At 67.6% G+C, this 24,149-nt stretch carries 17 protein-coding genes; 8 read left to right on the top strand and 9 right to left on the bottom strand.

The annotated features are described in order from the left end of the window. Positions 1-71: 71 nt before the first annotated feature. Complete coding sequence (locus tag QHF84_RS06595) at positions 72-5,162, top strand: AAA family ATPase (protein ID WP_281312327.1); 5,091 nt, start codon at positions 72-74, stop codon at positions 5,160-5,162. A gap of 7 nt (positions 5,163-5,169) precedes the next feature. Here the strand turns inward: QHF84_RS06595 and QHF84_RS06590 are convergent, their stop codons facing one another. After that, positions 5,170-7,269: an FG-GAP-like repeat-containing protein gene (locus tag QHF84_RS06590; RefSeq protein WP_281312326.1), complete on the bottom strand. Its 2,100-nt coding sequence runs from the start codon at positions 7,267-7,269 to the stop codon at positions 5,170-5,172. A gap of 93 nt (positions 7,270-7,362) precedes the next feature. Further along, positions 7,363-7,689 carry a hypothetical protein gene (locus tag QHF84_RS06585; protein WP_281312325.1) on the bottom strand — a complete coding sequence of 109 codons (327 nt, stop codon included), beginning with the start codon at positions 7,687-7,689 and terminating at the stop codon, positions 7,363-7,365. Between the two features lie 81 nt (positions 7,690-7,770). Here QHF84_RS06585 and QHF84_RS06580 point away from each other — a divergent pair, with 81 nt between their 5' ends. After that, complete coding sequence (locus QHF84_RS06580) at positions 7,771-10,338, top strand: bifunctional aminotransferase class I/II-fold pyridoxal phosphate-dependent enzyme/GNAT family N-acetyltransferase (protein ID WP_281312324.1); 2,568 nt, start codon at positions 7,771-7,773, stop codon at positions 10,336-10,338. A 26-nt stretch (positions 10,339-10,364) separates the two neighbouring features. Here QHF84_RS06580 and QHF84_RS06575 read toward each other — a convergent pair whose 3' ends face one another. The 4 genes from QHF84_RS06575 to QHF84_RS06560 form a co-directional block, all read right to left on the bottom strand. Continuing rightward, positions 10,365-11,354, bottom strand: coding sequence for a ferritin-like domain-containing protein (locus QHF84_RS06575; protein WP_281312323.1), 990 nt, complete (start codon positions 11,352-11,354; stop codon positions 10,365-10,367). 182 nt (positions 11,355-11,536) lie between these two features. After that, positions 11,537-12,097 carry an SgcJ/EcaC family oxidoreductase gene (locus tag QHF84_RS06570; RefSeq protein ID WP_281312322.1) on the bottom strand — a complete coding sequence of 187 codons (561 nt, stop codon included), beginning with the start codon at positions 12,095-12,097 and terminating at the stop codon, positions 11,537-11,539. Between the two features lie 57 nt (positions 12,098-12,154). Next, positions 12,155-12,931: a 3-oxoacyl-ACP reductase FabG gene (fabG, locus tag QHF84_RS06565; protein WP_281312321.1), complete on the bottom strand. Its 777-nt coding sequence runs from the start codon at positions 12,929-12,931 to the stop codon at positions 12,155-12,157. Positions 12,932-12,990: 59 nt separating this feature from the next. Next, positions 12,991-13,911 (bottom strand): hypothetical protein, encoded by a 921-nt coding sequence (locus tag QHF84_RS06560; protein WP_281312320.1) that lies wholly within the window; start codon positions 13,909-13,911, stop codon positions 12,991-12,993. Between the two features lie 113 nt (positions 13,912-14,024). Between QHF84_RS06560 and QHF84_RS06555 the strand changes: the two genes are divergently transcribed. Together QHF84_RS06555 and QHF84_RS06550 are read left to right on the top strand one after the other, a co-directional pair. Further along, positions 14,025-15,122 carry a beta-eliminating lyase-related protein gene (locus QHF84_RS06555; RefSeq protein ID WP_281312319.1) on the top strand — a complete coding sequence of 366 codons (1,098 nt, stop codon included), beginning with the start codon at positions 14,025-14,027 and terminating at the stop codon, positions 15,120-15,122. Between the two features lie 135 nt (positions 15,123-15,257). Next, complete coding sequence (locus QHF84_RS06550) at positions 15,258-16,454, top strand: glycosyltransferase (protein ID WP_281312318.1); 1,197 nt, start codon at positions 15,258-15,260, stop codon at positions 16,452-16,454. A 75-nt stretch (positions 16,455-16,529) separates the two neighbouring features. On the opposite strand, the gene QHF84_RS06545 is transcribed toward QHF84_RS06550, so the two are convergent. Continuing rightward, positions 16,530-17,087 carry a hypothetical protein gene (locus tag QHF84_RS06545; protein ID WP_281312317.1) on the bottom strand — a complete coding sequence of 186 codons (558 nt, stop codon included), beginning with the start codon at positions 17,085-17,087 and terminating at the stop codon, positions 16,530-16,532. A 147-nt stretch (positions 17,088-17,234) separates the two neighbouring features. Then, on the bottom strand, positions 17,235-17,717 hold the full coding sequence (gene smpB, locus QHF84_RS06540) for an SsrA-binding protein SmpB (RefSeq protein ID WP_281312316.1): 483 nt from the start codon (positions 17,715-17,717) through the stop codon (positions 17,235-17,237). A gap of 928 nt (positions 17,718-18,645) precedes the next feature. On the opposite strand from smpB, the gene QHF84_RS06535 reads away from it, so the two are divergent. Next, complete coding sequence (locus QHF84_RS06535; RefSeq protein ID WP_281312315.1) at positions 18,646-19,815, top strand: hypothetical protein; 1,170 nt, start codon at positions 18,646-18,648, stop codon at positions 19,813-19,815. A gap of 147 nt (positions 19,816-19,962) precedes the next feature. Here the strand turns inward: QHF84_RS06535 and QHF84_RS06530 are convergent, their stop codons facing one another. Then, entirely contained in the window at positions 19,963-20,577 is a 615-nt protein-coding gene (locus QHF84_RS06530) for a response regulator (RefSeq protein ID WP_281312314.1), read from the bottom strand. A gap of 62 nt (positions 20,578-20,639) precedes the next feature. Between QHF84_RS06530 and QHF84_RS06525 the strand changes: the two genes are divergently transcribed. The 3 genes from QHF84_RS06525 to QHF84_RS06515 all read left to right on the top strand — a co-directional run bounded on the left by QHF84_RS06525 (position 20,640) and on the right by QHF84_RS06515 (position 23,981). Beyond that, on the top strand, positions 20,640-21,866 hold the full coding sequence (locus tag QHF84_RS06525; protein ID WP_281312313.1) for a response regulator: 1,227 nt from the start codon (positions 20,640-20,642) through the stop codon (positions 21,864-21,866). A 482-nt stretch (positions 21,867-22,348) separates the two neighbouring features. Then, positions 22,349-23,026 carry a hypothetical protein gene (locus QHF84_RS06520; protein ID WP_281312312.1) on the top strand — a complete coding sequence of 226 codons (678 nt, stop codon included), beginning with the start codon at positions 22,349-22,351 and terminating at the stop codon, positions 23,024-23,026. A gap of 526 nt (positions 23,027-23,552) precedes the next feature. Beyond that, positions 23,553-23,981 (top strand): hypothetical protein, encoded by a 429-nt coding sequence (locus tag QHF84_RS06515; protein ID WP_281312311.1) that lies wholly within the window; start codon positions 23,553-23,555, stop codon positions 23,979-23,981. Positions 23,982-24,149 lie beyond the last annotated feature (168 nt).

Genomic DNA, 24,149 nt, shown 5'->3' with positions numbered 1-24,149 from the left:
GACGAATTTTACGCGTTGTGAAACCTTGGCCCGTACAACCTTCGGGGCCGAAAAGGGCAACGCTCTACACCATGGATGCCACGCTCTTCATCCCAAACCATTCTGGATTCCAAAAGATTCACGAGGGGCCTACGGTGGCCCTTTTCCGTGGCCTCCGGGACAGCGACCGCACGCCTGTCGTGCTCAAGGTGACGAGGGGGGAGCACCCGCACCCGCGCGAGCTGGCCAGGCTACGCCACGAGCATGCCATCCTGCGCATGCTGGAGGGCCCGGGCATCATCAAGGCCCACGCGCTCGTCCGGTACGGCGCCGGCCTCGCGCTCATCCTGGAAGACACCGGCGGCGAGTCGCTCGCTCTCCGCCTGCGACGCGGCCCGCTCGATCTCCGCGCCTGCCTCGACATCGCGCTCGCGGTCGCGCGGATCCTCGACAGCGTCCACGCGCGCGGCGTCATCCATAAAGACGTCAACCCGAGCAATATCCTCGTGGGGGAGCGCCCCTCCGACGTCCGGCTCATCGATTTCGGCATCGCCACGCTCCTGTCCCACGAGAGCCCACCGGCAGGAGGTCACGCCTTCATTGAAGGGACGCTCGCCTATATCGCCCCCGAGCAGACCGGCCTCCTCCGACGCACGGTCGACTCCCGCGCGGATCTCTATTCCCTCGGCGCCACGATCTACGAGATGCTGACCGGCGCCCCGCCGTTCGACGAGCAGGACCCCATCGATCTGGTGCACAGCCACGCCGCGAGAGTGCCCACGCCCCCTCACGAGCGGCGGAGCGGGATCCCTGACGTCGTGTCGGCGATCGTCATGAAGCTCCTCGCCAAGGCCGCAGAGGACCGTTATCAGCAGGCCGCCGCGCTCGCGGCCGACCTTTCGCGGTGCGTCGCGGCGCTCGACGCCGGCGGCGCCGTCGAGGCGTTCGAGCTCGGGCGCAGGGACATCCGCGATACGCTGACCATTCCGGAGAAGCTCTACGGGCGCGAAGCCGAAGTCGCGTCCCTCCTTTCGACGTTCGACAGAATGAGCCGCGGCGGGGCGGAGATCGTCCTGCTCGCGGGCGCGGCGGGCGTCGGCAAATCGGTGCTCGTCCAGGAGGTGCAGCGCGCCCTCGCGCTTCGAGGCGGCCAGCTCGTTTCCGGTAAGTTCGACGCATTGCGCCGCGACATGCCGTTCAGCGCGTTCCTTCAGATTTTCCGCGAGCTCGTGAAGGGCGTGCTCAGCGAGCCGCCGGATCGGTTCGCGGAGCGCCGAATCGCGCTCCTCGCGGCGCTGGGCGAGGGCGGCTCGCTCCTCATCGACCTCGTTCCCGAGCTCGAGCGCGTCATCGGCCCTCAGCCCCCTGCCCCCCCCGCGGGCCCCGTCGAGGCGCAGAACAGGCTCGGGATGCTGATGCAGAGCTTCGTCCGCGCCCTCTCCGGCCCGCAGCGCCTGCTCGTCTTCTTCATCGACGATCTGCAATGGGCCGACGCCGCATCGCTCTGGCTCATGCGCCTGCTCACGACGGATCCGGCCGGGAGCGCCGTCGTGCTCATGGGCGCCTATCGCGACAACGAGGTGGACGACACGCACCCGCTTCGAATGACGCTGAGCGAAATGCGGAAGCAGGGCGTGATCCCGACGGAGCTCGTGATCCGTCCGCTCGACGAGGAGAGCATCGTGCGGCTCCTCGGGGACACATTCCCGCGGAGCGATCCGGCGCGCCTCCGGACGCTCGCCGGCCAGCTCGGGGCAAAGACGGGGGGCAATCCGTTTTTCCTCTCGCAGCTCCTCCTCGCGCTCCATCGCGACGGCCTCTTTCGCGCGGATCGAGCCGAGGGGAAATGGACGTGGGACGACGCGGAGATCGCGGCGGCGCGAATCGCGGACAACGTGGCCGATCTCATGGCCACGCGCCTCGGGCAGCTCGATCTTCGGGCCCAACGGATTCTATCCATCGCGGCATGCATCGGCCGCGAGTTCGACCTGGCGACGCTGCATGCGATCGCCGACGAATCCCCGGACCGCGTGGCCGCCTCGCTTTGGCCCGCGCTCCGGGAGGGGTTCATCGTGCCCCTGGATCAGGATTACCTGCTCCTGCCGACGTCGGGGGACGGCGAGGTGCCGAGCGTCGCTTCCGGCGTCGATACCACGGGCGGGACCGCCGTCGACGGCGATACCGCGCTCAATGCGCGATATCGATTCCTGCACGATCGCGTCGAGCAGGCGGCGTACGCGCTGGCCCCGGCCGAGGTCCGGGCCGGGGTCCACCTGCGAATCGGACGGCGGCTCCATCGTGCGCTCGGCGAGGGCGCGCGGCCCGAGGAGCTCTTCGACGCGGCCCGCCAGCTCAATGCGGGGGCAGCTCGCCTCCACGGAGGCGCGGAGAAGCGTGCCGTCGCGCGGCTCAATCTACAGGCCGGCCGGGCCGCGAAGGGCCAAGGAGCATACAGCGAGGCGGCGTCCTTTTTTGCGGCGGGCATCGCCCTGGTCCACGACGAGGGGTGGATTGACGAAGACGACCTGACGTTCGCGCTCGTCCGAAATCAGGCGGAATGCGAGGCCATGGCGGGGCGCTCCGCGCAGGCCGACGCGCTCATCGACATCATCCTCGGGCGGGCCGGCCGCGCGTGGCAGCGCGCAGACGCATACGGCGTGCGTGCCATCATGTACACCTCGCTCGGGCGATTCTCCGAGGCGATGGACGCGGGGCGCGCGGGCCTCGCGCTGCTCGGCGTCGACCTCCCCCTGACGCCGGAGGAGGCCGAGGAGACCGCGACGCGCGAGGTGGAGCGAATCGATCGGCTCCTCGCGGATGGAGGCGCCCGCGCGCTCCTCGCGTCGCCTGAGCTCACGGATCCCGAGGAGCTCGCGGCGGCCCGGATCCTGCCCGATCTGCTGGTCCCTGCGTACTGCATCGACATCCGGTTCTGGAAGCTCGTCCTTGCCACGCAGACCTTGCGCGGGATGACGCGTGGCCATTGCGGCGCGACCGCTCAATCCTACGTGTCGTACGGCTTCTATTTGGCCGGAGCGCTGGGACGTTATGCCGAGAGCCGCGTCTTCGGCGAGGTCGGGCTCAGGCTCGCCGAGGCGCACGGCGACCCGGCGCTCCTCTGCAAGGTGACCCAATCGTTCGCGACGTTCGCCGGTTATGCGCATCCGCTGCGGCGGGTGGTCCCGCACTTCGCGCGGGCCCGGCAATTGAGCCTCCAGTCGGGAGAGCTCGTGTATGGCTCGTTCGCGTGCGTCTTCGTCCCGGTGACGCTCTTTCGGCTGGGCGAGCCGCTCGACGTCGTGACCGCGGAGGCGCGTCGCAGCAGCGCCATCCTGAAGCGGATCCAGAACCCCATGTCGACCGCGCAGCTCCTCGCGGTCCAGCAGGCGATCGCCTGCATGCGTGGAGACACCGAGAGCCCCACGTCCTTCAGCGACGGGACATTCGACGAGTCGGCGTGGGTCGCGGGCCTCGATCCGGTCATGATGGGGTTTGTCCGGGTCCTTTATTTCACCTACAAGACGCTCACGCTTTTCCTGCACGACCGTCCCGAAGCGGCGCTCCCGCTCATCGAGAGCGCCGAGGAGGGCGCGGGGGCGGTCGTGGGACATCACTGGCCGACCGATCTGCCATTTTATGCGAGCCTCGTGCTCGCCGCGGTTCACCCGGGCGCGTTGCCCGAGGAGAAGCCGCGCCTGCTCGATCGGCTCACCCGTTACCGGGACAAACTCTCCTCGCTCGCGGACGCCTGCCCGGAGAACACCGCCCACCGGCATGCCCTCGTCGCGGCCGAGATCGCGAGGCTCGAAGGGCGCCCCAGCGAAGCCATCGATGCCTACGAGCAGGCCATTGCGCTGGCCGGCAAGCACGGCTTCGCGCAGGACGAGGCGATCGCGAACGAGCTTTATGGCCTCTTCTTCCTCGGGCGGGGACAATCGAAAAATGCCCGCACGTATTTGATCGAGGCCCATTACGGCTACCTCCGCTGGGGTGCCTCGGTCAAGGTCGCGCAGCTCGAGAGAAAACACAGGGCCCTTTTGTCTGCGCCGGACGTCCCGCCCACCCCTGCCATCGAGATGGGCGCGACCCTCTCGAGCCGATCCACGGTCGGCAAGCTGCTCGACCTGACGACGGCCGTTCGCGCGGCGCAGGCGCTCTCCGGCGAGATCGTCCTGGATCACCTCATCGAGCGGCTGATGCGCATCATCCTCGCCAATGCCGGGGCGGAGCGTGGCTTTTTGATCCTCGATCGGAGCGGAACGTGGGTCGTCGAGGCCCGGTTCCAGGTCAGCCCGGATCTCGTGGAGTCTCGGCTCGACACGCCCCTCGAAGCGCGCGCGGATCTGGCCCAATCCATCGTCCGCTACGTCGCTCGTACGCAAGAGCCGCTCGTGCTGGAGAGCGCCGCGCGTGACCCGCGTTTCGCGGCGGACGCCCACGTGAGGAGCGCCGCTCCTCAGAGCGTGCTCGCCGTCGCATTGATCCACCAGGGCCGCTGTCGCGGCGTCCTGTACCTCGAGCACAACCGCACCGCGGGCGCGTTCGCCGAGGAGCGGCTGGAGTTCTTGCAGATGCTCTGCGCGCAGGCGGTCATCTCCATCGAGAATGCGATGCTTTATGAGCGACTGCAATCGGTGAGCGCCGAGCTCCGGGAGCTCAACCAGCACCTCGAGCAGGGAATCGCCCGCCGCACCGAGGAGCTCTCCGCGGCCAAAGAACGCCTGGAGCGAGAGCTCGAGGAGCGCGCGCAGGCGGAGACCGCGCGCGCCGCGCTTCAGGAGGAGATGATCCAGATGCAAAGCGCGCGGCTCGAGGAGCTCTCGATGCCGCTCATCCCGATCACCGAGGAGATCCTCGTGCTCCCCCTCATCGGGACGGTGGACACGCAACGCGCCGAGGCGATGATGGACGCGGTCCTCCACGGAACCCAGCGACACGGGGCGCGCACGGTCATCATCGACGTCACGGGAATGAAGCGCGTGGACGCGCGCGCGGCCGGCGCATTGCTCCAATCGGCGAGCGCGCTCCGCCTGATCGGCGCCGAGGTCGTCCTGACGGGCATGCGCCCGGACTTCGCGCGCGCGATCGTGGACCTCGACCTCGACCTCGCCGCGATCGTGACCAAGGGAACGCTCCAGAGCGGCATCGCCTACGCCATGGGCCGCGCGCGCCGGCGGATTTGATACCGGTTCACGGGCAGATCGCCGGGAGCGTGATCTCGTTGTTGTTCTCCACGCATTCGCTTGCGATTGCGTTGCCGGCGCCATCTTCGTCGACCGAGAGCACGAGGCTCACGAATCCCGCGGCCGTGCTGGCCTCGACCGTCGATTCCAGGGGCTTCGAGGACCAACCCGGCGCGAGCGGCTCGTCGAGCTTACCGGACGCGAGCAACGTCTTCGTCCCATCTTGCGCCACGCCTTGAATGGCCCAGGAGAGCCCCACCGGCGCGGTGCCGGCGCCTCGGTTTTCCACGCGGAAGACGAGCCGGCCCGACGCGGGGCAACTCTCGTTGCAGCTCGCGAATACGACGGGGACGAGATCCGGCGCGACGAGCGCGCCGAGCGCGCTGAAGCCGCCCTCGCGGAACGAGTTGCGTCCGAGCCAGTGAGGCATTTCCTTTGCAGGGCTACGAAGGTCGTCGTCCACGTTCGTGATGTGGTAGGCGTGCTGGTTCCACACGGGCCGGCCCGTGGCCCAATCGTTGTCGGCGCCCGACAGCACGGTGATGCCCGTCCACGGCCCCGCGAAATACCCGTTGTTCGACGCGAGGACGATGTCCGCGTGGCCGTCGGCGTCGACGTCCGCCATGACGGGATACTCGTGATACGTCGCGCTCACGTGCTCGGACATCTGCGCGACGACATTGCCCGTCGATCCATCGAAGATCCACAAGGTCTGCTCGTCCGCGTAGACCACCTCCGCCTTGGCGTCGCCATTGAAATCGAAGACGGACGATCCCGTGACGAACGAGGTGTTGTCCTGGATGGGCGCCGTCCACAGGACCCCGTCCGCGTCCTCCGGATCCAGCACCGCGTACACCGCGCTCGCCGCGACGCCGATCTCGGGCTTCCCATCACCGTCGAAATCGGCGACGGTCGGCGGGCCGCCGTAGGCGCCGAGCACCCCGGAGCGGCTCCATATCGTGGTTCCGTCGCCCGGATGCAGGATGGACACTGTGCCGGCATGAACCACGACGATCTCGGGCATCATCGGATCCGCGCCTGCGATGTCGAAGTTGGCCACGGCGGCATGTCCGCCCGGCCCGGTCCACAGCGTCGACCCATCGAGCCGGCTCACCCCCACGCCGCTCACGATTTCCATCGTGCCGTCCTGATCCAGATCGACGAAAAACGATGTGGGGCTATGGAAATCGAGGGCCCCGAAATACCAGTCGTGGAAGAGGGCCGTCTTCACCCTCACCTGCCCGTCGCTGGCGCAGACGGTGCTCCCCGCGAGGATCTCGGCGTTCCCCGTACCGTCGGCGTCTGCGATGGCAGGATACCCATACGCTCCGACGCCGGCGGGGCAGCTCCAGAGGGGCGTCCCGAGGTTATCGAACGCGAGCAAACTGCCCCCATTGTCGATCGTGTACACCTCGGGCGAGCCGTTTCGATCCGCGTCCCCGATGGCCACGCCCGCGGCGCCTCGCGGGCCGGGCACGCTCCAGAGCTCCGCGCCGTCCTTGCCCGAGATCGCGCGAAGGTACCCATCGCCGAACCACCCCGTGGAGCCGCTGTACGTGGTGAAGACGATATCGGGGACGTCCTTCGCGTCGACCATCCCGTCTCCGTTGTCGTCGTTCAGATTGCCGACGACCGGCGTCACGATGACCTGGTTGTACGCGGGGGCGACGTCGAACGTGTCCTTGCGCCATTTCACGACGGGATTGAGCTCGCCTGGCGGAGCGGTGAACTGGCACATCGCGTCCGACGTGACGCTCTCCGCGGGCGGAGGGTCGGTGCAGAAATCGACCATCGCGCCGCCGGCCCCGCCCATGCCGCCCATTCCGCCGGCACCGCCCACGCCGCCCATTCCGCCGGCACCGCCGGTACCGCCCATTCCGCCGACACCGCCGACCCCGCCCACGCCGCCCATCCCGCCGGCACCGCCCACGCCGCCCATCCCGCCGGCCCCGCCCATCCCGCCCATCCCGCCGGCCGCGCTTCCCATCGTGCTGGTCGTGTCGTCGGTGTCGCCGCATGCGACCACTGCAGCGAACATGAACAACGCCGTATACCTCGCCGCGACGAACGACGCTCCGACCTTTCGTGCAACATGAAGATTCGTCACTCTTATCCTCCTCCGTAGCGAGCCTACGATACACGACGCGGCAGAGGACCGTGGTGTGCCATCGCCCATGGTCGACGAAAATCAGCCTGGGGCTCAGTCGAGCACATCGAACCCCATGTCCCTGAGCTCGTCGAGCTCGTCATCCGAAAAATCCGCATCCGGCCTGTCCGGATGCTTGATGAATCCGGATGAGTTGATGATGAATTTCACGGCTTTTTCAGCGACCGATACGACATAGGTGATCGTATTGGTTCCTTCGAACGTGGAGGGCGGAAGCGGAGCCTCGATCACCCAAGCTGGGCCTGTTACACCTTCAAAAGAATCGTACAGTCGAACATCGGTTCCGGCATCGATCGTTGTTTTGTATCCCTGGCGGTCCTGGAAAGCAGTTGCAATTGCCAATGCTTCTTGTTTCGTCATCGTTTTGCGCTCCCGCGCCTCCGCCACAGGCTCGCGGAGACGTCCCAAAGAGCTATCACGCCCCCCCAGGAAGGTGTACCCATGGAAACGTCCGAGATCACGCACACGATCGAGACTCTGCACCGCGACGCCCGCGAGCGGCGCCTTTTCTTCCAGCAAGCGACCGATGCGGCGCTCCGTGGCCGCAAGGTCACGGTGAACGGCAAGGAGCTGCTCTCCTTCGGATCATGCTCGTATCTCGGGCTCGAGTTCCACCCCGATCTCATCGCGGGCGCGTGCGACGCGACGATGCGGTACGGCACGCAGTTCTCTTGCTCACGCGGCTACCTGTCGGCTCCTCCGTACGCCGAGCTCGAGGCCGCATTCGATCGGATCTTCGAGGCCAACGTGCTCGTGGCCCCGACGACGACGCTCGCGCACACGGCTGCTTTCGACGCGCTCATGAGCGAAAAAGACGCGATCGTGCTCGATCATCAGGTGCACCAGAGCGTCCATCAGGCGGCGAATCTCGCGCGCGTGCGCGGCGCGCACGTGGAGATGGTACGTCACGAGGAGCTCGAGAAGGCGATCGACGTGACGGCCCGGCTCGCCAGGAAGTTCGAGACGGTCTGGTTTTGCACGGACGGCGTGCTCAGCATGTACGGCGACCTGCCTTCGTTCCCGCTCCTTCGTCACCTGCTCGCAATCGCGCCCAACGTGCGCCTCTACGTCGACGACGCGCACGGGATGAGCTGGAAGGGCAAGCATGGCCGCGGGTGCTTTCTGTTCAACATGCCCCTCTCCGATCGTGTGGTGGTCGCGACCTCGCTCGCGAAGGCATTCGGCTGCGGCGGCGGCCTCCTGGTATTCAGCGACCCCGCGGAGCGCGAGCGCGTGCGCATGTGCGGCGGCACGCTCCTCTTCTCGGGTCCGATGCAGCCTCCCATGCTCGGCGCGGCCCTCGCGTCGGCGCGCCTCCACCTGACGCCCGAGCTCCCGGCGCTGCAAGAACGCCTTCGCGAGCGCGTCCTCTACACGAACCGCCGCATGAGGGAAGAACGGCTGCCGCTCCTGGTCGAAAACGACGTCCCGATCCGGTTCGTGCGCCTCGGGCTGCCTCGCGTCGCGAGCGAGGTCGCGCAACGAATGACGGACGACGGCCTGTACGTGAACGTGTCGATGTTCCCCACCGTACCGATGAAGCGTGCCGGAATTCGGATCTCGGTCAACGCGAACCACGAATTCGACGACATCGACCGGTTGATCACATCGCTCGCGCGGCACGTGACCGACGTGCTCGATGAGGAGCGCATGTCCGTCGCCGATCTCGACACCCTCTTCGCGAAGGCCGTCGCGAGCCGGATTCACGTCGAAGAGCCGGGCGTGGCGCGCCCGATCGGACCCACGCGCCCCCATGCACTCCCGAAGCCTGCAACGACGGAGGCGAACGGGCGATCGTGGACCGAGCAAACGACCGCGCGCCGCGAGCTGAAAATCGAGCATGCACGCACGATCCACGCGCTCGACAAACGCGAATGGGACCGATTGCTCGGGCAGGGCGCAATGATCAGCGCCGACGCAATGGCGATGGCCGAGAAGGTGTTCACCGGCCAGCCCCGGCGCGAACACAACTGGGTCTTCGATTACGTCATCGTCAGGGACGAAGGAGGAAATCCAGTTTGCGCCACCGTCTTCACGACGGCGCTCCAGAAGGACGATTTCATCATGCGCGACGCGGTGTCGCGAGCGGTGGAAGCGCGGCGGGAGGCGGATCCGTACTTCCTGACTTCGCTCGTCGTGATGAGTGGAACCACCCTCTCCGAAGGGAGGCACGTGTACGTCGATCGACGAGGCCCGTGGCGCGAAGGGCTGCGGCTCCTGCTCGATGTGGCGGCACGAATCTACGAGCGCGAGAATGCCGACGCCGTGATGCTCCGCGACATGCCGGCAGAGGACGACGAGATGGACGCGTACATGCTCGATAGCGGTTACGTCGCCGTGCCCATGCTCGACAGCCACGTCCTCTCGCTCGATTTCCGCGACGAGGACGAGCTCGCCACGCGGCTCTCCAAGTGCAAACGCCAGGACCTCCGCAAGCAAGCTCGCCGCGCGGCGCACTTCCGCGTCGACAGGTACGGCGCCGGCAGCCCCGAGCGGCGCGCCATGTCGGCCGACGACGCGCGGGTCCTGCACGAGATGTACAAAAACCTCGCCCGCCGAAAATTTCGGATCAATATTTTCGAGCTTCCGCCGAACGTCATCGGTGCCATGCTGGAATCGACCGCATGGGAGATCGTGACGTTGACGCTCGATCCCGCCGCAGGCGGGCCCGCCCACGGGCGCCCGGTCGCCTGGTTCGCGGGCCATCTTTGCGGCGGGCACTACGGCGCGCTCGTCGCGGGACTCGACTACGATTACGTCCTCGAGCACGGTGTGTATCGGCAGATGATTTTTCAGGTCATCCGGCAGGCGAAAACACGCGGCATAGATGTCGTGCATCTCGGAATGGATGCAGACGTCGAGAAGTCGCGGTACCGGACCACGATCGTGAAAAACTGCATTTACCTGCACGCGCGCGAGAACTACAACGGCGCCGTGCTCCGCGAGATCGTGGCCGAGCTCGGGGCAGCCACCGAGAACGGGGAGGCCGCCCCCGCGGAAAACACTTGAAGTGCTCTTCTCACCCTGGGACGCTGCTACGCGCCCGCGAGCTGATCCTGGACGTCCACCGGACGGCCGAGGATTGCGCGGGCCGCTGGGAGAATGACCTCCGCCAAGGCCCGTCGTGCAGTCCGTCGAGAAGCTTCGCGATCGAGCAGCCCCACCTGGGCCAGCACCGCGGGGTCATCACAATCCCCCGTGAGCGGGACCGCCACGCCCATTCGAGAAGCCCGATCGAACACGTTCGCAACGGCAGCCCTCACGTCGGGACCTCCGACACGTAATGCCCAGATCACGGTGCGCCATCCGAGCAGCGAATGCCGCTCCTCGTCCTCCGCGATTCCCAGGAGCACCGCGCGAATCTCGGGTTCTTCGCAAATCGCCGCGGCCTCGCGGGCCAGCAGGGAGGCCAACGCTTCGCCGATGCAGCCGTCCTCCGCGGCCTCCGCCGCGACCTCCGCGAGCCCCGCCGAGAGAGACACTTCCATGCCGAGCGGGAAAGCCCCCGGGCCCACCGGCGCACCCATCAACGCCGAGGCAATGGCGAATCCCTGTTTGGCGTGGCGAACCTCATCCAGGGCGGCGGCGTGGGCTTGCTCGATCAACTCGGGCGGCGCCCCGAGCCGGAGCAGATCCAGAGCCACACGACTGAAAGCCGCGATGGATGCGTGCTCGTCCAGCGCCGAGCGGCACCACCGTTCGGCCAGCGCATGCCGGGCCTCCGTCGGCAGCGGGCGAAGGCGCAGGCTCGCCGCCCAGGTCGGGTCTTCCACGAGGCTCGATCGCAAAGCCTGCGCCTCGACCTTCAAGGGGCGACCATAGTTGCAGCTCGGCTCGGTTTCCAGGACCGGATAACAACAACCGGGCATGGGCTCGGACGGCACGCCGTTGAACGGCACCTGATCCACCCGCTCGCCCGGCCCGGTCACCTCGGCCACCTCGACCCCGCAATCCTTGATGGTGAGATCTTCGGGATCCACTTCGGAGGCCGCGGGGCAGGAGAGCTGGCTGGGATCGATCTCCATGCAGGCGGTGCCTTCGGTGTTGGCACAGGCAGGGAGCGCAGCGAGGATACCAAGGAGGAAGGTATGATAAGCGTTTCGCATTCTCTCATCATGCCATGAAACGGCGGCGAGGGCGACCCGTTGTTCGTCCGGAGAAGCCCTCAAAATCGTGCTCGGATGGGACGCGCGAGCTGGATGATGCCTCAGCCGCCCGTGGGCGCGGAGGCCGGTTGTGACGGCGTCGCCGGCGCGGGCTTCACGTCCGTGTTCTGGCCGGCGGCAATCGACCAGTTGCCCCCCGATTGTTTCATGACGTAACGCATGCGGGTGCGCAGCACGCCCTGCTCGGTGGCCTGCACTCCCGGGGGCAGCCCCGTGTACCCCGTGACCACGTGGTCGGTGTCCACCACGGCCACGTTGGTATCGATGAAGCGCACCTTCCTCACCGTCACCTCCGTCCGGCTGTCCTTGAAGACGCTGGCGAAGACGAGCGCGTGCCGCTTCTGGATCTCGTCACGGCCGCTGAAGACCGTTCCCACGATGTTGATGAACTCGGCGTCCGGAGCGAACGCCTTGCTCCACGCCGCTGCGTCGTGGCGGTTCCAGGCCTCGGTCTGCTCGGCGACGAGCTTGCGCAGGCTCTCCTCCTCGTTCTGGGACGGAGCCTGGGACTCGCCTTTGGCCTTCTCGGCCGGGTCGGGCGAGGAAATACAGCACGTCAGGAACAAGGCCATGATGGCCGAGCTTCGCGCGAACGTGTTCATCGGGAGTTCTCCTGGGATCCAATGACGAGAATAGGGCGTCGGTCGTCGAAAACGCGGTCATCCATTCAATGCCGCGAGCGATTCGGGCAGCGTCTGACCGCCGTCGACGACGAGGGTCTGTCCGGTGATGAAGCCGGCCTCCTTCGAGGCCAGGAAGGCCGCGGCATGCCCGATGTCCTCGACCGTGCCCAGGCGCCCGAGGGGGATCGAAGCAATCATGGAATCGACATAGTCCTTGCCGAGATCGGCGAGGCCTTCGGTCGCGATGTTCCCCGGCAGGATCGCGTTCACGGTGATCCCCTTGCGCGAAAGCTCGAGCGCCGCGGTCCGCATGAAGCCGAGCTGCCCGGCCTTGCTGGCGCCGTAGTGCGACCAGCCGGGGAATCCGGTGATCGGCCCCGTGATCGACGAGGTCAGGATGATGCGCCCGGCCCCACCGCGCGCGAGCGCGGGGATGCAGGCACGGACCGACAGGAAGCAGCCCTCGAGGTTCACGCGCATGACCTCGCGCCACTCGGCGAGCGACATGGTTTCGAGCCGGGCGGCGGGGAAAACACCTGCGTTTGCGCAGAGCACGTCGAGGCCTCCATGGCGCTCGACGGCGGCGTCGACCATGGCCCTGACCTGCTCCTCGTCGCTCACGTCGGCCGCGAAGGCCGAGGCGACGGCGCCCGCATACGCGAGCTCCGCGGCGACCTCGGCCGCCGCGCGGCCATCCCGCGCGACGAGCAGCACCTTGGCGCCGCCTTGCGCGAACACCCTCGCGATGCCACGGCCGATGCCCTTGCTCGCGCCGGTGACGATGACGGATCTTCCTTCGACGAGTCCTCGCATGGGTGCGATCTCAATGACGTCCGTCGCGAGCTGTCAAGCGTGGGTTGAAGGCGTTCGCCTCATTCGCCCGCCGGCGGACGCGTCTGATACAACGTGTCGCCGAGCAACTCGAACCACGTCCCCGCCGCCAAGGGTTTTCCGCCAATCGTGGCGGCTGCGCGCAACGTTCCGCTCACGAGCGCTTGCTCCTCGCCTCGGAGGACGACGCGTGTCCCGGCCGCGAGCGGAACGCCGTCGACGTCGTGGTCGCGATCGAGCACGCCGCTGAAGCAGGCCGAGACGACCGGATCGTAGACGTAGACCTCGTGGTCCGCGCGGAGCGGGAGCCCGTCGATCACGAGCGGCTCCGCAGGCGTGAAGCGTAGCGGACGTCCGGTCACCGAATGAAGCGACAGCGGTGTACCCGCCGCGCACGCGATTCCATCGACGACGGCGCGGGCCGCGAGCGTCACGAATTGCACGCGCCCCTCGTCGGTGAGGTAGATCGACTCGCCGCCGCGCGCGGGAAGACCAGCGGCGAGGACGTCGTGCGCGGAGACGACTTCGGCGGGCCGGCGCGTGCGCGCATGCACGCGCCTCACGTCGACGAGCCCCTCGATTCCGGGGACGCGCACGTTGCGCGGAGGGTTTGCCGACGCCTCTTCGTCGAGCGTGGGCAGGTCGTACGGGTCGAGGCCGCGCGCGAGCCGCGCGCGAAGCTCGGCGTACGACGGCGCCACTCGCCGCGCGTCGCCATAGACGCCGCTCATGTGGAGGTGAACGATCGATCCGACGCCTCCGCCGAGGCGGTCTTCGACATCGCAGTACCAGACGCCACCACCGCCATCCATCCCGAAGGATAGGAGGCCGGGAACCTCGTCGCTCTCTTCCAAGACGCAGGCGAGCTCGATCCGGCTGTTTGGCCCGGAGATGGTCCAGGTTCCCGTCTCGCGTGCTTGCGCGAAATCCTCGAGGAGCTTCGGCGGAAGGCGTGTATCCATGACGATGCGAGCTTGATCCGGGCAGCGTCGGCGCGCAACGGGAATGCCTCCAGGGGGATCGTTCCTGAAGGCTCGCATTTGACGCCTGCCGACCGTAGACTCAAAATGACCCCATGGAACTGCGTCAACGTTGCCACACGTTTTTTTCGGGAGACAAGCCGACCACGGCCGCCGAGGACTTCGCCGCGATGGCGCGCTTTTGCGAAGCGAACGACATCGCCCACGACGCCTACGGCGAGGGCGCGCTGGTGCAGGGCTTCGAGAAGAAAATTGCCGATCTGCTCGGCTTCGAAAAGGCCGTCTTCTGCATCACCGGCACCATGGTACAATCCGTTGCCTTGCGGCTCGCCTGCGAAGCTGCCGGCAGCAAGGCGGTCGCGCTGCATCCGACCGCGCACGTGCTGCTGCACGAGCGCAGTAACCACCAGTTCCTCGACCATTTCAAGTCGCTGCACGTCGGCGATCCTTTCCGCACCTGGACCGCCTCCGACCTCGCCGCCTGGCCCGACCGGATCGGCGCGGCGCTCTATGAATTGCCGATGCGCGAAATCGGCGGACAGTTGCCGGACTGGACGGACCTCGAAGCGCTCAAGGCGTATTGCCGGGAGCGGAACATTCATCTGCACATGGACGGCGCAAGGTTATGGGAAGCCTCGGCCGGCTACAAGCGCTCGCTGAAGGAGATCGCGCAAGGCTTCGATTCGGTCTACGTTTCGTTCTACAAGGGCATCGGCGCGCATGCGGGCGCGATGCTGCTCGGCCGCGCGGACTTCATCGCGAAGGCCGACACCTGGATGAAACGCATGGGCGGGAACGTCTATCGCCGCTCGCCTTATGTCGTGTCGGCGGCGATGCGCTTCGACGAGCGGCTGGCGAAGATGCCTGCCTACCTCGAGCGCACCCAAAGGCTGTATGACGTGCTGCGCGATTTTCCCCAACTGCAAGTCAATCCGGCGCGGCCGCACGTCAACATGCTGCACGTGTATTTCCCGGTCGGCCGCGAGCGCCTGACGGAAATACGCAACGAGCTGGCGGCGGAGCACGGCATCTGGCTGTTCGGCGGCGCGAAACATGCCGCGTTGCCCGATCAGAGCTCGATCGAGTGGTATGTCGGGGAAGCGTTGTCGACCCTGTCCGACGCGCAGGTCCGGGAGATTCTCGCGCTCGTGATCGGCAAGCTCGCATCCTCGCGGAAGAGTTCGCCCACGTGACGAAGCGGCCCGCGGCGCGGGCACGCACGACCGCCGTCGAGCAAAAACGGCGTTGATTGGATGGCCAAATCGCGTCGGCGGTGTCATCGTCGTCCGTCATCCACGCGACCCGCGTGGTGAAAGGGGAGAGGGACGATGCGGGTATTGCTGACGGCAGTGGGGACGCGCGGAGACGTGCAACCCGTCGTGGCCTTGGCAGTCGAGGTGCGGCGTCGGGGGCACGATGTCAAGCTGTGCATTCCGCCGAATTTCACCGACTGGGCGGCCGGCTTGGGCTTCACGGCGACCCCGATCGGCATCGCGATGCGGCAACCGAGCGGGGCCGCCGCCGCGCAGGCCACACCGACGCCCGAGCAGCTCCGCGCGCTGCTCGAGCACCTCGCGAGAGACCAGTTCGACGCGACCGCGTCGGCCGCCGAAGGATGCGATGTGATCGTGGCCGGCGGAGCGCACCAGTATGCCGCGCGGTCCATCGCGGAGCGGCGGGGCATCCCGTCCGTGGTCGCCCTGTACGCGCCGGTGGCCCTGCCGTCGCCGGATCACACGCCGGGCGGGGAGCCCGGGGGCGACCCGGAAGGAAACCGCAAGCGCTGGCAGGACGAATCACGAAGCTGGAACGACCGCCTTCTCGCGCGGCTCAACGACAATCGGCAGCGCTTCGGCCTGGGCCCGCTGAGCGATGTCCACAGCCACGTCCTGGGCGACGATCCGTGGCTCGCCGTGGACCCGGTCCTCGGGCCGCAGCCGGCGACGCCCGGCTTGCGGGTCACGCAAACAGGAGCCTGGATCCTTCCCGACCATACGCCGCTCGAACCCGCGCTGGAGGCGTTCCTCGCCGCGGGCGAGCCGCCCATTTACATCGGCTTCGGGAGCATGCCTTTCGACCAGCAGAGCGGCCGCCTCGTCATCGAGGCCGTGCGGGCTGCGGGGCGCCGTGTCGTTCTATCGCAGGGGTGGGCCGAGCTCGGTCTGGTCGGCGACACCTCCGATTGCATCGCAATCGGCGACGTCAACCAGCAGGCGCTCTTCCCGAGGGTCGCCGCGGTGGTGCATCACGGCGGGGCGGGTACGACCACGACCGCGGCGCGCGCGGGCGTCCCGCAGGTGATCGTGCCGATGTTCGCCGATCAGCCTTATTGGGCCTCACGCGTGCGGGCGCTCGGGATCGGGACGTCCGTGGCTCGTGGAGCCTTGAGCGCGGAGTCCCTCCTGCCCGCGTTGAAGGACGCCCTCGATCACGGAGTCGCGGTTCGCGCGGCCGCAATCGCCGGCACCGTTGCGGTGAATGGCACGGCCGTCGCCGCCGATTTCATCGAGCGGGCCTCCGCGTGAACCTCGTGTCCCACCCGTGACCCTCCGGATCAGCGCAGTCAGCGGGGAGAGGACGCGCGGGAGGCCCGGCCCCGCTCACGGCGTGGGAGACATCGCCGCCGAGACCTCTCCGCAGGTCCAGTCGGTCTCGAGCGGCACGCAGTTCTCGAGTTTGGGAAATTCGGAGCAATTGCCGGGCTGGCACGTCGCAGGCGGGGCCGCCACATCACACAGCTCGTGCGCGCCGAGCTCCCAGGGAAGACTCCCCAACGCGCAGCTTCCGCCGTCGTCGCAACTGCGGGATCGGCTCTGGACGAGCGCCCTGCCGTCACCCAGGAGCAACGTGAGTTTGTCGCCCATCCAATTGCCGGGTCCCGGCCGATCGTTCATCTCGATCGCCCCGCTCACGCCTTCGAGCCAGAGGTCACCCGGGCACGACAGCGCTTCCATTCCGCCGCAGTCGCCATAGGAGAGGTGCGTGCAATATGCAGGGCAACTGAGCTGCACGCCGCAGGCGAAGAGATCCACGTGTGCAGGCGTGTTCTCCGGTAGCTCATCCTGAACTGCATTGCCGCAAGCGGTCGAGGCAAGCGCCAGGACCAAGGAGAGTCCGCCAAGAAGGAAGGAGCGGGGCGAGAAGGTATCGAGTCTCATGGCGCCGGGCCCCAGGCACGAGTTGTGCCGAACGAAATGAGCCGGCTTTGATGGGACATGAGCCAGCTGCCTGGGTCATCTTGGCGCAAGGTGGCGCAGATGCTTCGGCATTCGCATGGCATTCGTCCCTCCAGGGGGGTCGCGGCGTCAGCCGCCACGACGCTGGCGGGCACGCAGCTCTTGCAGCGCTTCGCGTTCCTCCGTGCGCTCGGCGATGGCGGCGCGCTTGTCGTGGACCTTCTTCCCGCGACCGACGCCGAGGGCCACCTTCACGTGGCCATTACGGAAATGCAGGTCGAGCGGCACGAGCGTGTACCCCTCGCGCATGATGACGCGCTCGATTTGCTGAATCTCGCGTGCGTGGAGGAGCAGCTTGCGTGCGCTGCGCTCGTCGTGCGGAAACGCGCGCGCGTGGAAGAAGGATGCGATGTGCAGGTTCTTCAGCCATACCTCGCCACGCTCGACGACCGCGAACGCATCGATCAGGTGCACGCGCCCCTCACGCAGCGACTTCACCTCGCTCCCGCGCAGCACGATGCCCGCCTCGTACTGGTCCGACAGCTCGTAATGGAACGTCGCTGCGCGGTTCCGCGCGATGACGTGCTCGTCGCTACGCTTCCGTTCTGTCATGCAGCGTCTTTCTGAGGTCCTCGGCCCGAGCGCTGGAAAGGCGGGGGGTTACGCGCGCCCTCCTGAAGACAAACTTTGACCTGGGACGGGGCCGGAAGTCCATAAAAACCGACAGGGCCGAGATCGTGCCGGGCGCCCGATGCTGGAGTCATCTGCCGCTCTCGGCGCCTCCGGCGAGGTGCGGACACGCCGCGAGGATCCTCAATCTTTGGCTGCAATAACAGCCGCAACTGCTCGGGGCGAAGCACGGATCGATGCCGATCACCACCCTGTCACAGTCGCAATCGGGGCGATTCCCCAGCGCGGCATATTCTCGCTCGTCCCTCGTCAAGCACGACGCGCATGCGCGGCAGGTCGATGGACAACGGGTGTCCAGATAAGACGCCTCGTTGTACCAGGGGATGATGGCCGGATCCGACCATCTGCCCCAGCCACGTTTGATGCAGTGGCCGCCCTCGACTGGCGCACAGCATTCATCACAACCAGCGAATTCGGGCCCTCGGCACGGCTCGCTGCTGGCGTCGGCGGCAGCCGCCACGCGCCTGGGCTCCGATCGGACCTCACGCACCTCGGCAATGCCGCCGATCATCGATGCCGCGACGATCGCGGACAATGCGACCAACGTGACATTCGTCGTTTTCTTGGCGACCATGATCCACCAGCCCGCGCGGGCCCCCTGCCCTCGGCTGCCCCCTACGCCCCTCATGGTGCCCTCCGAGCCATTTCGCCAGCGACGTTTCGCCGGCGCTACAGAGACGTCGGATTCTTGCCGCGTTGGCAGCATGACCGGCAGGCGCCAACCAGGGTTGCCAAGGCGCGAGAGCGCAGACCGAAAAAACCGCCGTAGTTTTCGCGGCATACACGTTGCCATGCTCCAGGCCGCAATTGTCGTGATGCTGGCGGCAAATCCAAAGGAGAGGAGAGAGGCATGAGGCATTCCTTGTTGTTTCGAGCGGGTGGAATCGTTCTGGCGGCGGCCTTCGCATTCGCGGCCGGCTGCAATGCCGTCGTGACGATCGGCGACGGTGCCGATGGCACGGATGGCAGCGGAAAGCAGGCAGACAGCGAAAACCAGCTCGGCGAAGGCACCAGCGGCGGTGATGGCGGCGGTCAAGCAGGCAGCGGCGGCCAGGGCGGCGCCGGTGGCCAGGGCGGCGCCGGCGGAAGCTTGCCGGCCTGCAATGACGGGACGACGACGGTCCTCGCCATCGACGAGTTCCTGCTGGGCGATACGAATCCCGACGGCACGCCGAACGCCAGCGCGGGCTGGAAGAATTATGGGTTCAACCTCGACGGCGTGACATCGACGAAGGACTCCGTCGGTTTGTGCCAGCCGGCGGCCGGCGGCGCCCCCGCCGCGGCGTACCCCGACGGCTACGATGGCAAAGACAACTCCTTCGGCAGGAACATCCTGCCCATCCTCCTGGCGCTCCACAGCACGTACCCGAGCGTGGTGAACCAGGACGTGCAGGACGGCAAATTCACCTACATGCTGGCCATCGAGGGGCTGGGCGCGTCGACGTCGTGCACGGCGACGAGCAAGCTCTATCGCGGCGACAACCTAGGGACGCTGCCGCAATGGGACGGCACCGACGCCTGGCCCCTCGGCCCGGATTTCCTGCTCGACCCGATGAACCCGGCCTCGGCGAAGAACGTGTTCCTGAACAGCGTGATCGATCAGGATGAATACCAATCCGGCCTCGAGGCAAACTTCGACCTCGTGCTCGGTGATGGAAGCGGCGCGATCCTCTCGGCGATCCCCATCCGCCACGCGCGCCTCGAAATGAAGCTCTCTCCTTCCCACGACGGGGCCATCGAGGGGCAGCTCGGCGGCATCATCGATACCGAGGCGTTCGCCGCGGAGATCGCGAAGTCGGCCGCGAAGTTCGACACATCCTTCTGTGATCCGAACTCGCCGACGATGCAATCGATCCTCAACCAGATCCGCCAGGCGTCCGACATCATGAAGGACGGGACGCAGGACCCGACGAAGACGTGTGACGGGATCTCGATCGGAATCGGATTCACGATGAAGGCGGTCGAGCTCGGCGCCGTCGCCCCGCCGGATCCGCCGGTGGTCGATCCCTGCGTGCCCTGATCACGCGTCCCCGGGGTCGGACTCGAACGCCGCGCCACCTCGTCGCCGGGCAGGTCCGGCAATGCGAGGTCGGCTGTCCTCGGGCCGTTTACGCGAGGTCCATGGGACGTTGGTCCCATGGCGGGACTTTTCCGGATCGGGCAAGACTCAAGCGTCCCGGATTCGATCCACGAGACGGACGAGATCGGCCAGCGACTCCGCCCCGAGCTTCTCCATCACCCGACCCCGATGCACTTTGATCGTCTTCTCCGCCGCGCCGAGCTCCGCCGCGATCTGCTTGTTCAACAGGCCCTGCGCGACGAGCAAAGCCACCTCGCGCTCTCGCGGGGTGAGCGCCGCGAAGCGCGCCCGCACGGCCTCCTTCTCGGCCCGCGCGGCGCGCGCCTCCGCGTCTCGCGCGAGCGCCCGCTCCACCGCCGCGAGCAGATCGGTGTCGTCGCAGGGCTTGGAGAGAAAATCGATCGCGCCGCCCTTCATGGCGCGCACGGAGCTCGGCACGTCGCCGTGACCGGTCAAGAAGATCAAGGGGAGCGGGAAGCCTCGCCGCGCGAACTCCTCCTGCAGGTCGAGGCCGCCGATTTCGGGCATACGCAGGTCCACGACCACACACCCCGGCCGATCCGCGGGCGCGCGCTCCAGAAACGCGCGGGGAGAGGCGTGCGCCTCGACCACATACCCCGCCGAGCGCAGCAGCCGCTCCAGGCCGCGCAGCACGGAGGGGTCGTCGTCCACCACGAATACGGTGCGCTCCTTCTGTGTCATCGCTTCCCGACCGCGCGAACATGAACCTGCATGCTTGGCATTCCTGGCCCGGATCCCTGACCATGTCAACGATGCGCGCGTCCTCCCTGGTTTTGCTCGTCGACGACGACCCCCAGAGCCTCAAGCTCCTCTCCGACGCGCTCGCGGGTCAGCCCTTCGCCCTCGCCGTCGCGCTCGACGGCGAGATGGCCCTGCGGCAAATCCGGCGCGAGGAGCCCGACCTCGTCCTGCTCGACGCGGTGATGCCCGGCATGGATGGATTCGAGGTCTGCCGGCGCCTGCAGGCGGACCCGGCCACGCGCGACATTCCGATCATCTTCATGACCTCGCTCGCGGACACGGCGAGCCGGGTGCGTGGGCTCGAGCTCGGCGCCGTCGATTACGTGACCAAACCCTTCGTGCGCGCGGAGCTCGCGGCCCGCGTGCGCGCGCAGATCGCCGTCCGCGCCGGGGCGCGGGCGCTCGCGGAGAAAAACGCGGAGCTCGAACGGACGGCCGCGGAGCTCGCGCGCGCCCGGGATACACTCGAAGCCGAGGTGGTGCGCCGGACCGACGAGCTCATGGCCACGAACCAGCGCCTCACGCACATGAACCGCGTGGCCGCGATGAGCGAGCTCGCGGCGTCGATCGCGCACGAGCTGAACCAGCCGCTCGCCGCGATCCTGAGCAACGCCCAGGCCGCGCGGCGGCTGCTCCAGAAGGCGCCGCCGGACGTCGCGGAAGCGCTCGCGGCGCTCGGCGACATCGTGGACGACGACCGGCGCGCCGCGACGATCATCCAGCGAATGCGCGCCATGCTGAAAAAGGGCCCGCCGCGCACGGACGAGCAGGACCTGAACGCGCTCGCGCGCGAGGTGGCGCGGCTCGTGGGCAATGACGCGCTCCTCCGGGGCGTGACGTTGCGAATGGACCTCGCGCCGGGTTTGCCCCGGGTGCGCGGCGACGGCATTCAGCTCCAGCAGGTGCTCCTGAATCTGGTGGTCAATGCGCTCGACGCCGTCGCGGACCGCCCGCCCGAAAGGCGCCTCGTCGTCGTACGGACGCGCGGCGACGGCAAAGCGCGGGTGATGCTGTCGGTGGAGGACTCGGGCAAGGGAATCGCCCCGGCGGACATGGAGCGGGTGTTCGAGGCCTTTTATACGACGAAGGCGGAGGGGCTCGGCGTGGGGCTCGCGATCAGCCGTTCCATCGTGGAGGCGCACGGGGGGAGGTTGTCGGCGGAGAACAATCCGGGCGAGGGGGTGACGTTTCGGTGCCAGTTGCCCGCTTCGGAGGAGGGTGGAGCGTGAGAGACGTGGTCCCGCGGGACGCCCTCTCGCGCGCCGGCGCTCGCGGCGAGATTGCCGAGAACGAAGATCACAATCGCTCCCCGCGAATCGCCTCCTGCCCCGCCTGAACCCGGCCCCGGCCTGCGCGCCCGCCGACCTCGGGCGCTGTCGACCGCCGATCCTCGGGCGCGTCCTCTCCCCTGCGGCGCCAGAGGCCGCCCTCCGGGCTCCCCCGCGCCCGATCCACACCGCCGGCGCTCGCCCGTCCCGCTTTGGGAACGCCGACCTCGGGCGCCGCAGGTTCCCCTCCGCGAGGCCGTCTCCCATTCTGCGGCGCCCGAGGGCCCCCTCCACGCACTGCGCCCCCCATCCTGCGGCGCCGCAGGGTCCCCTCCGCGCTCGCGCGAGCACGATTCGGCCGCCCTCTGCCCTCATCGGTCCCTTCTCCGCTCCGTCTCACGCCGCGGTAACCATCCCCGACAACCCTTTCGAGAGGTATTCCCATGGGAGAGATCATTCGCAAGAACGCGGCGGCCGACGACATCATCGCGGACGCCCAGACGACCCTCACCCAGGCCAAGGCCCGCGGGGGCCGCTGGCACGAGCTCGCCGAGGGCCGCCTCGGCTCCGCGCTCGCCCTGCACGCGGGCGTCGAGGCCCAGCGCAAGGCCGCCGAAACCACGCTCGCCCCGCTGCGCGCCCTGATCGACGCTCGTAATGACAAGGCCGACAAGACCATCGGCAAGGTCTACGACATGGTCTGGAACGAGATCGGCCGCCCCGCCCAGGACGCGGCCCTCGCCGTGATCTTTCCCGACGGCATCGGATCCTACGCCGAGGGCGACACCAACGAGCAGCCCGAGCGTATGGATGTCCTCGTGCAGCTCCTGCAATCGGGCATTCACCCGAAGCTCTCCCACGCGACCGCCACGAGCGCCGCCGCCGAGATCATGGCGACGAGCGAGGCTCTGCGCACCGCCGTGGAGGCAGCCCGCAAGCCCGCGGCGCAGCTCAAGGTTTTCGGGCGCGTACGCACCTCGCTCGCCCGGGTCGTGCACGCGGAGCTCTCGAATCTGAAGCGGCTCTACAAGATCGAGGGATTCAGCGAGGCGGAGATCCACGCGATCATCCCCGACCGCCCCACGGCGAAGCCGGCAAAAAAGGCCGCGCCGACCGCGTGACGCGGTGACGTTTTGGTGCTCGTTACCGGTCGGGGGGGAAGCGTGGCTATAGGACCATGGTCCCACAGACACCCCCGTTCCCGGAACGTATCCTCCCATTCCCGGTCGCGCTCGGAGTCTGGCATAGGGCCGGCCCCCCCGACGGGTTCGCCCTCGACGATTGGGTGTGCGCCAGCAAGAACGAGAAGCACACGCTGATGACCGAAGAGCTCGGCATCTGGCTCCTCGAGCGATTGCCCCGGTAGCACCGGCGTGCACCTGTGCCACCCGGTCCAGCCATGAGCCATCGTGCGCCACCCTTGGAAGGCCGGTAGGGCGCCGACCGCGGTTTCGCAGCGGAAATTTCCGCGGACTGCACCTGGCCCGAGTGTTGCTCGGTGCATGAGCCATGCAATGGCCTCAGATACCATCGGGATTACGCGCGGCATGGGCGGCCTGTGCAGTCGCGCTGGCTCTAGGAGCATGCGATGGCGCCGCCGAGACGAGCGGCTCAGGGGGCGGGTCCGTCGCTGCGCGACGCTGCGGCATGGGCGTCCCTTGCTCGGCGGGAGCGACCTGCGGGTATTCGGCGATCGAGAGCGGTATTCGATGTACATGTGATCCCTCGGGGCACTACTTTTGCGACCCCTGGTCCGGCGGGGGCGCGCCGCCTTCCAGCGCCTGCGACATGGAGACTGCCTGCAATGAAGGCGGCGGAGGAGCCGGGAACGGCGGGCCCTGCTCGCGGAGCAACGGCTGGTGCACGCGGAGCTGCACCTGCGCCGGCTGCGAGCTCGAATGCACGGACAACCCACCGGCTTCAGAGGAGCCCCAAGGCGTCCTCTGCAACCTGGACTATTGCTCGAGCGATTTCGGGACCTACGGCCGCTGCGAGATCAAGGACGGCACGTGCGATTACATGGTCGACTGCCTCGACGCCCAGAAGATCACCGGCACGTGCCCGGACAGCAATTGATCCCGGGATGGCCAGGGGAGCCTTGGCGGCGGCTCTTTGGCTAGAAGTCATCTCATAAATCGTCCAGGAGTCTCCTGAGGTACACGACGATGCATCCGAGGTGGACGAAGCCGAGGAAGTTTTCGACGTGGCGCTCGTACCGTACCGCGATGCGGCGGAAGCTCTGGA

Source organism: Polyangium sp. y55x31 (assembly GCF_029946505.1).
Classification (GTDB): Bacteria; Myxococcota_A; Polyangia; order Polyangiales; family Polyangiaceae; genus Polyangium.
The sequence above is the reverse complement of the archived record's forward strand: the minus strand, read 5'-3'. Positions and strand labels throughout refer to the sequence as shown.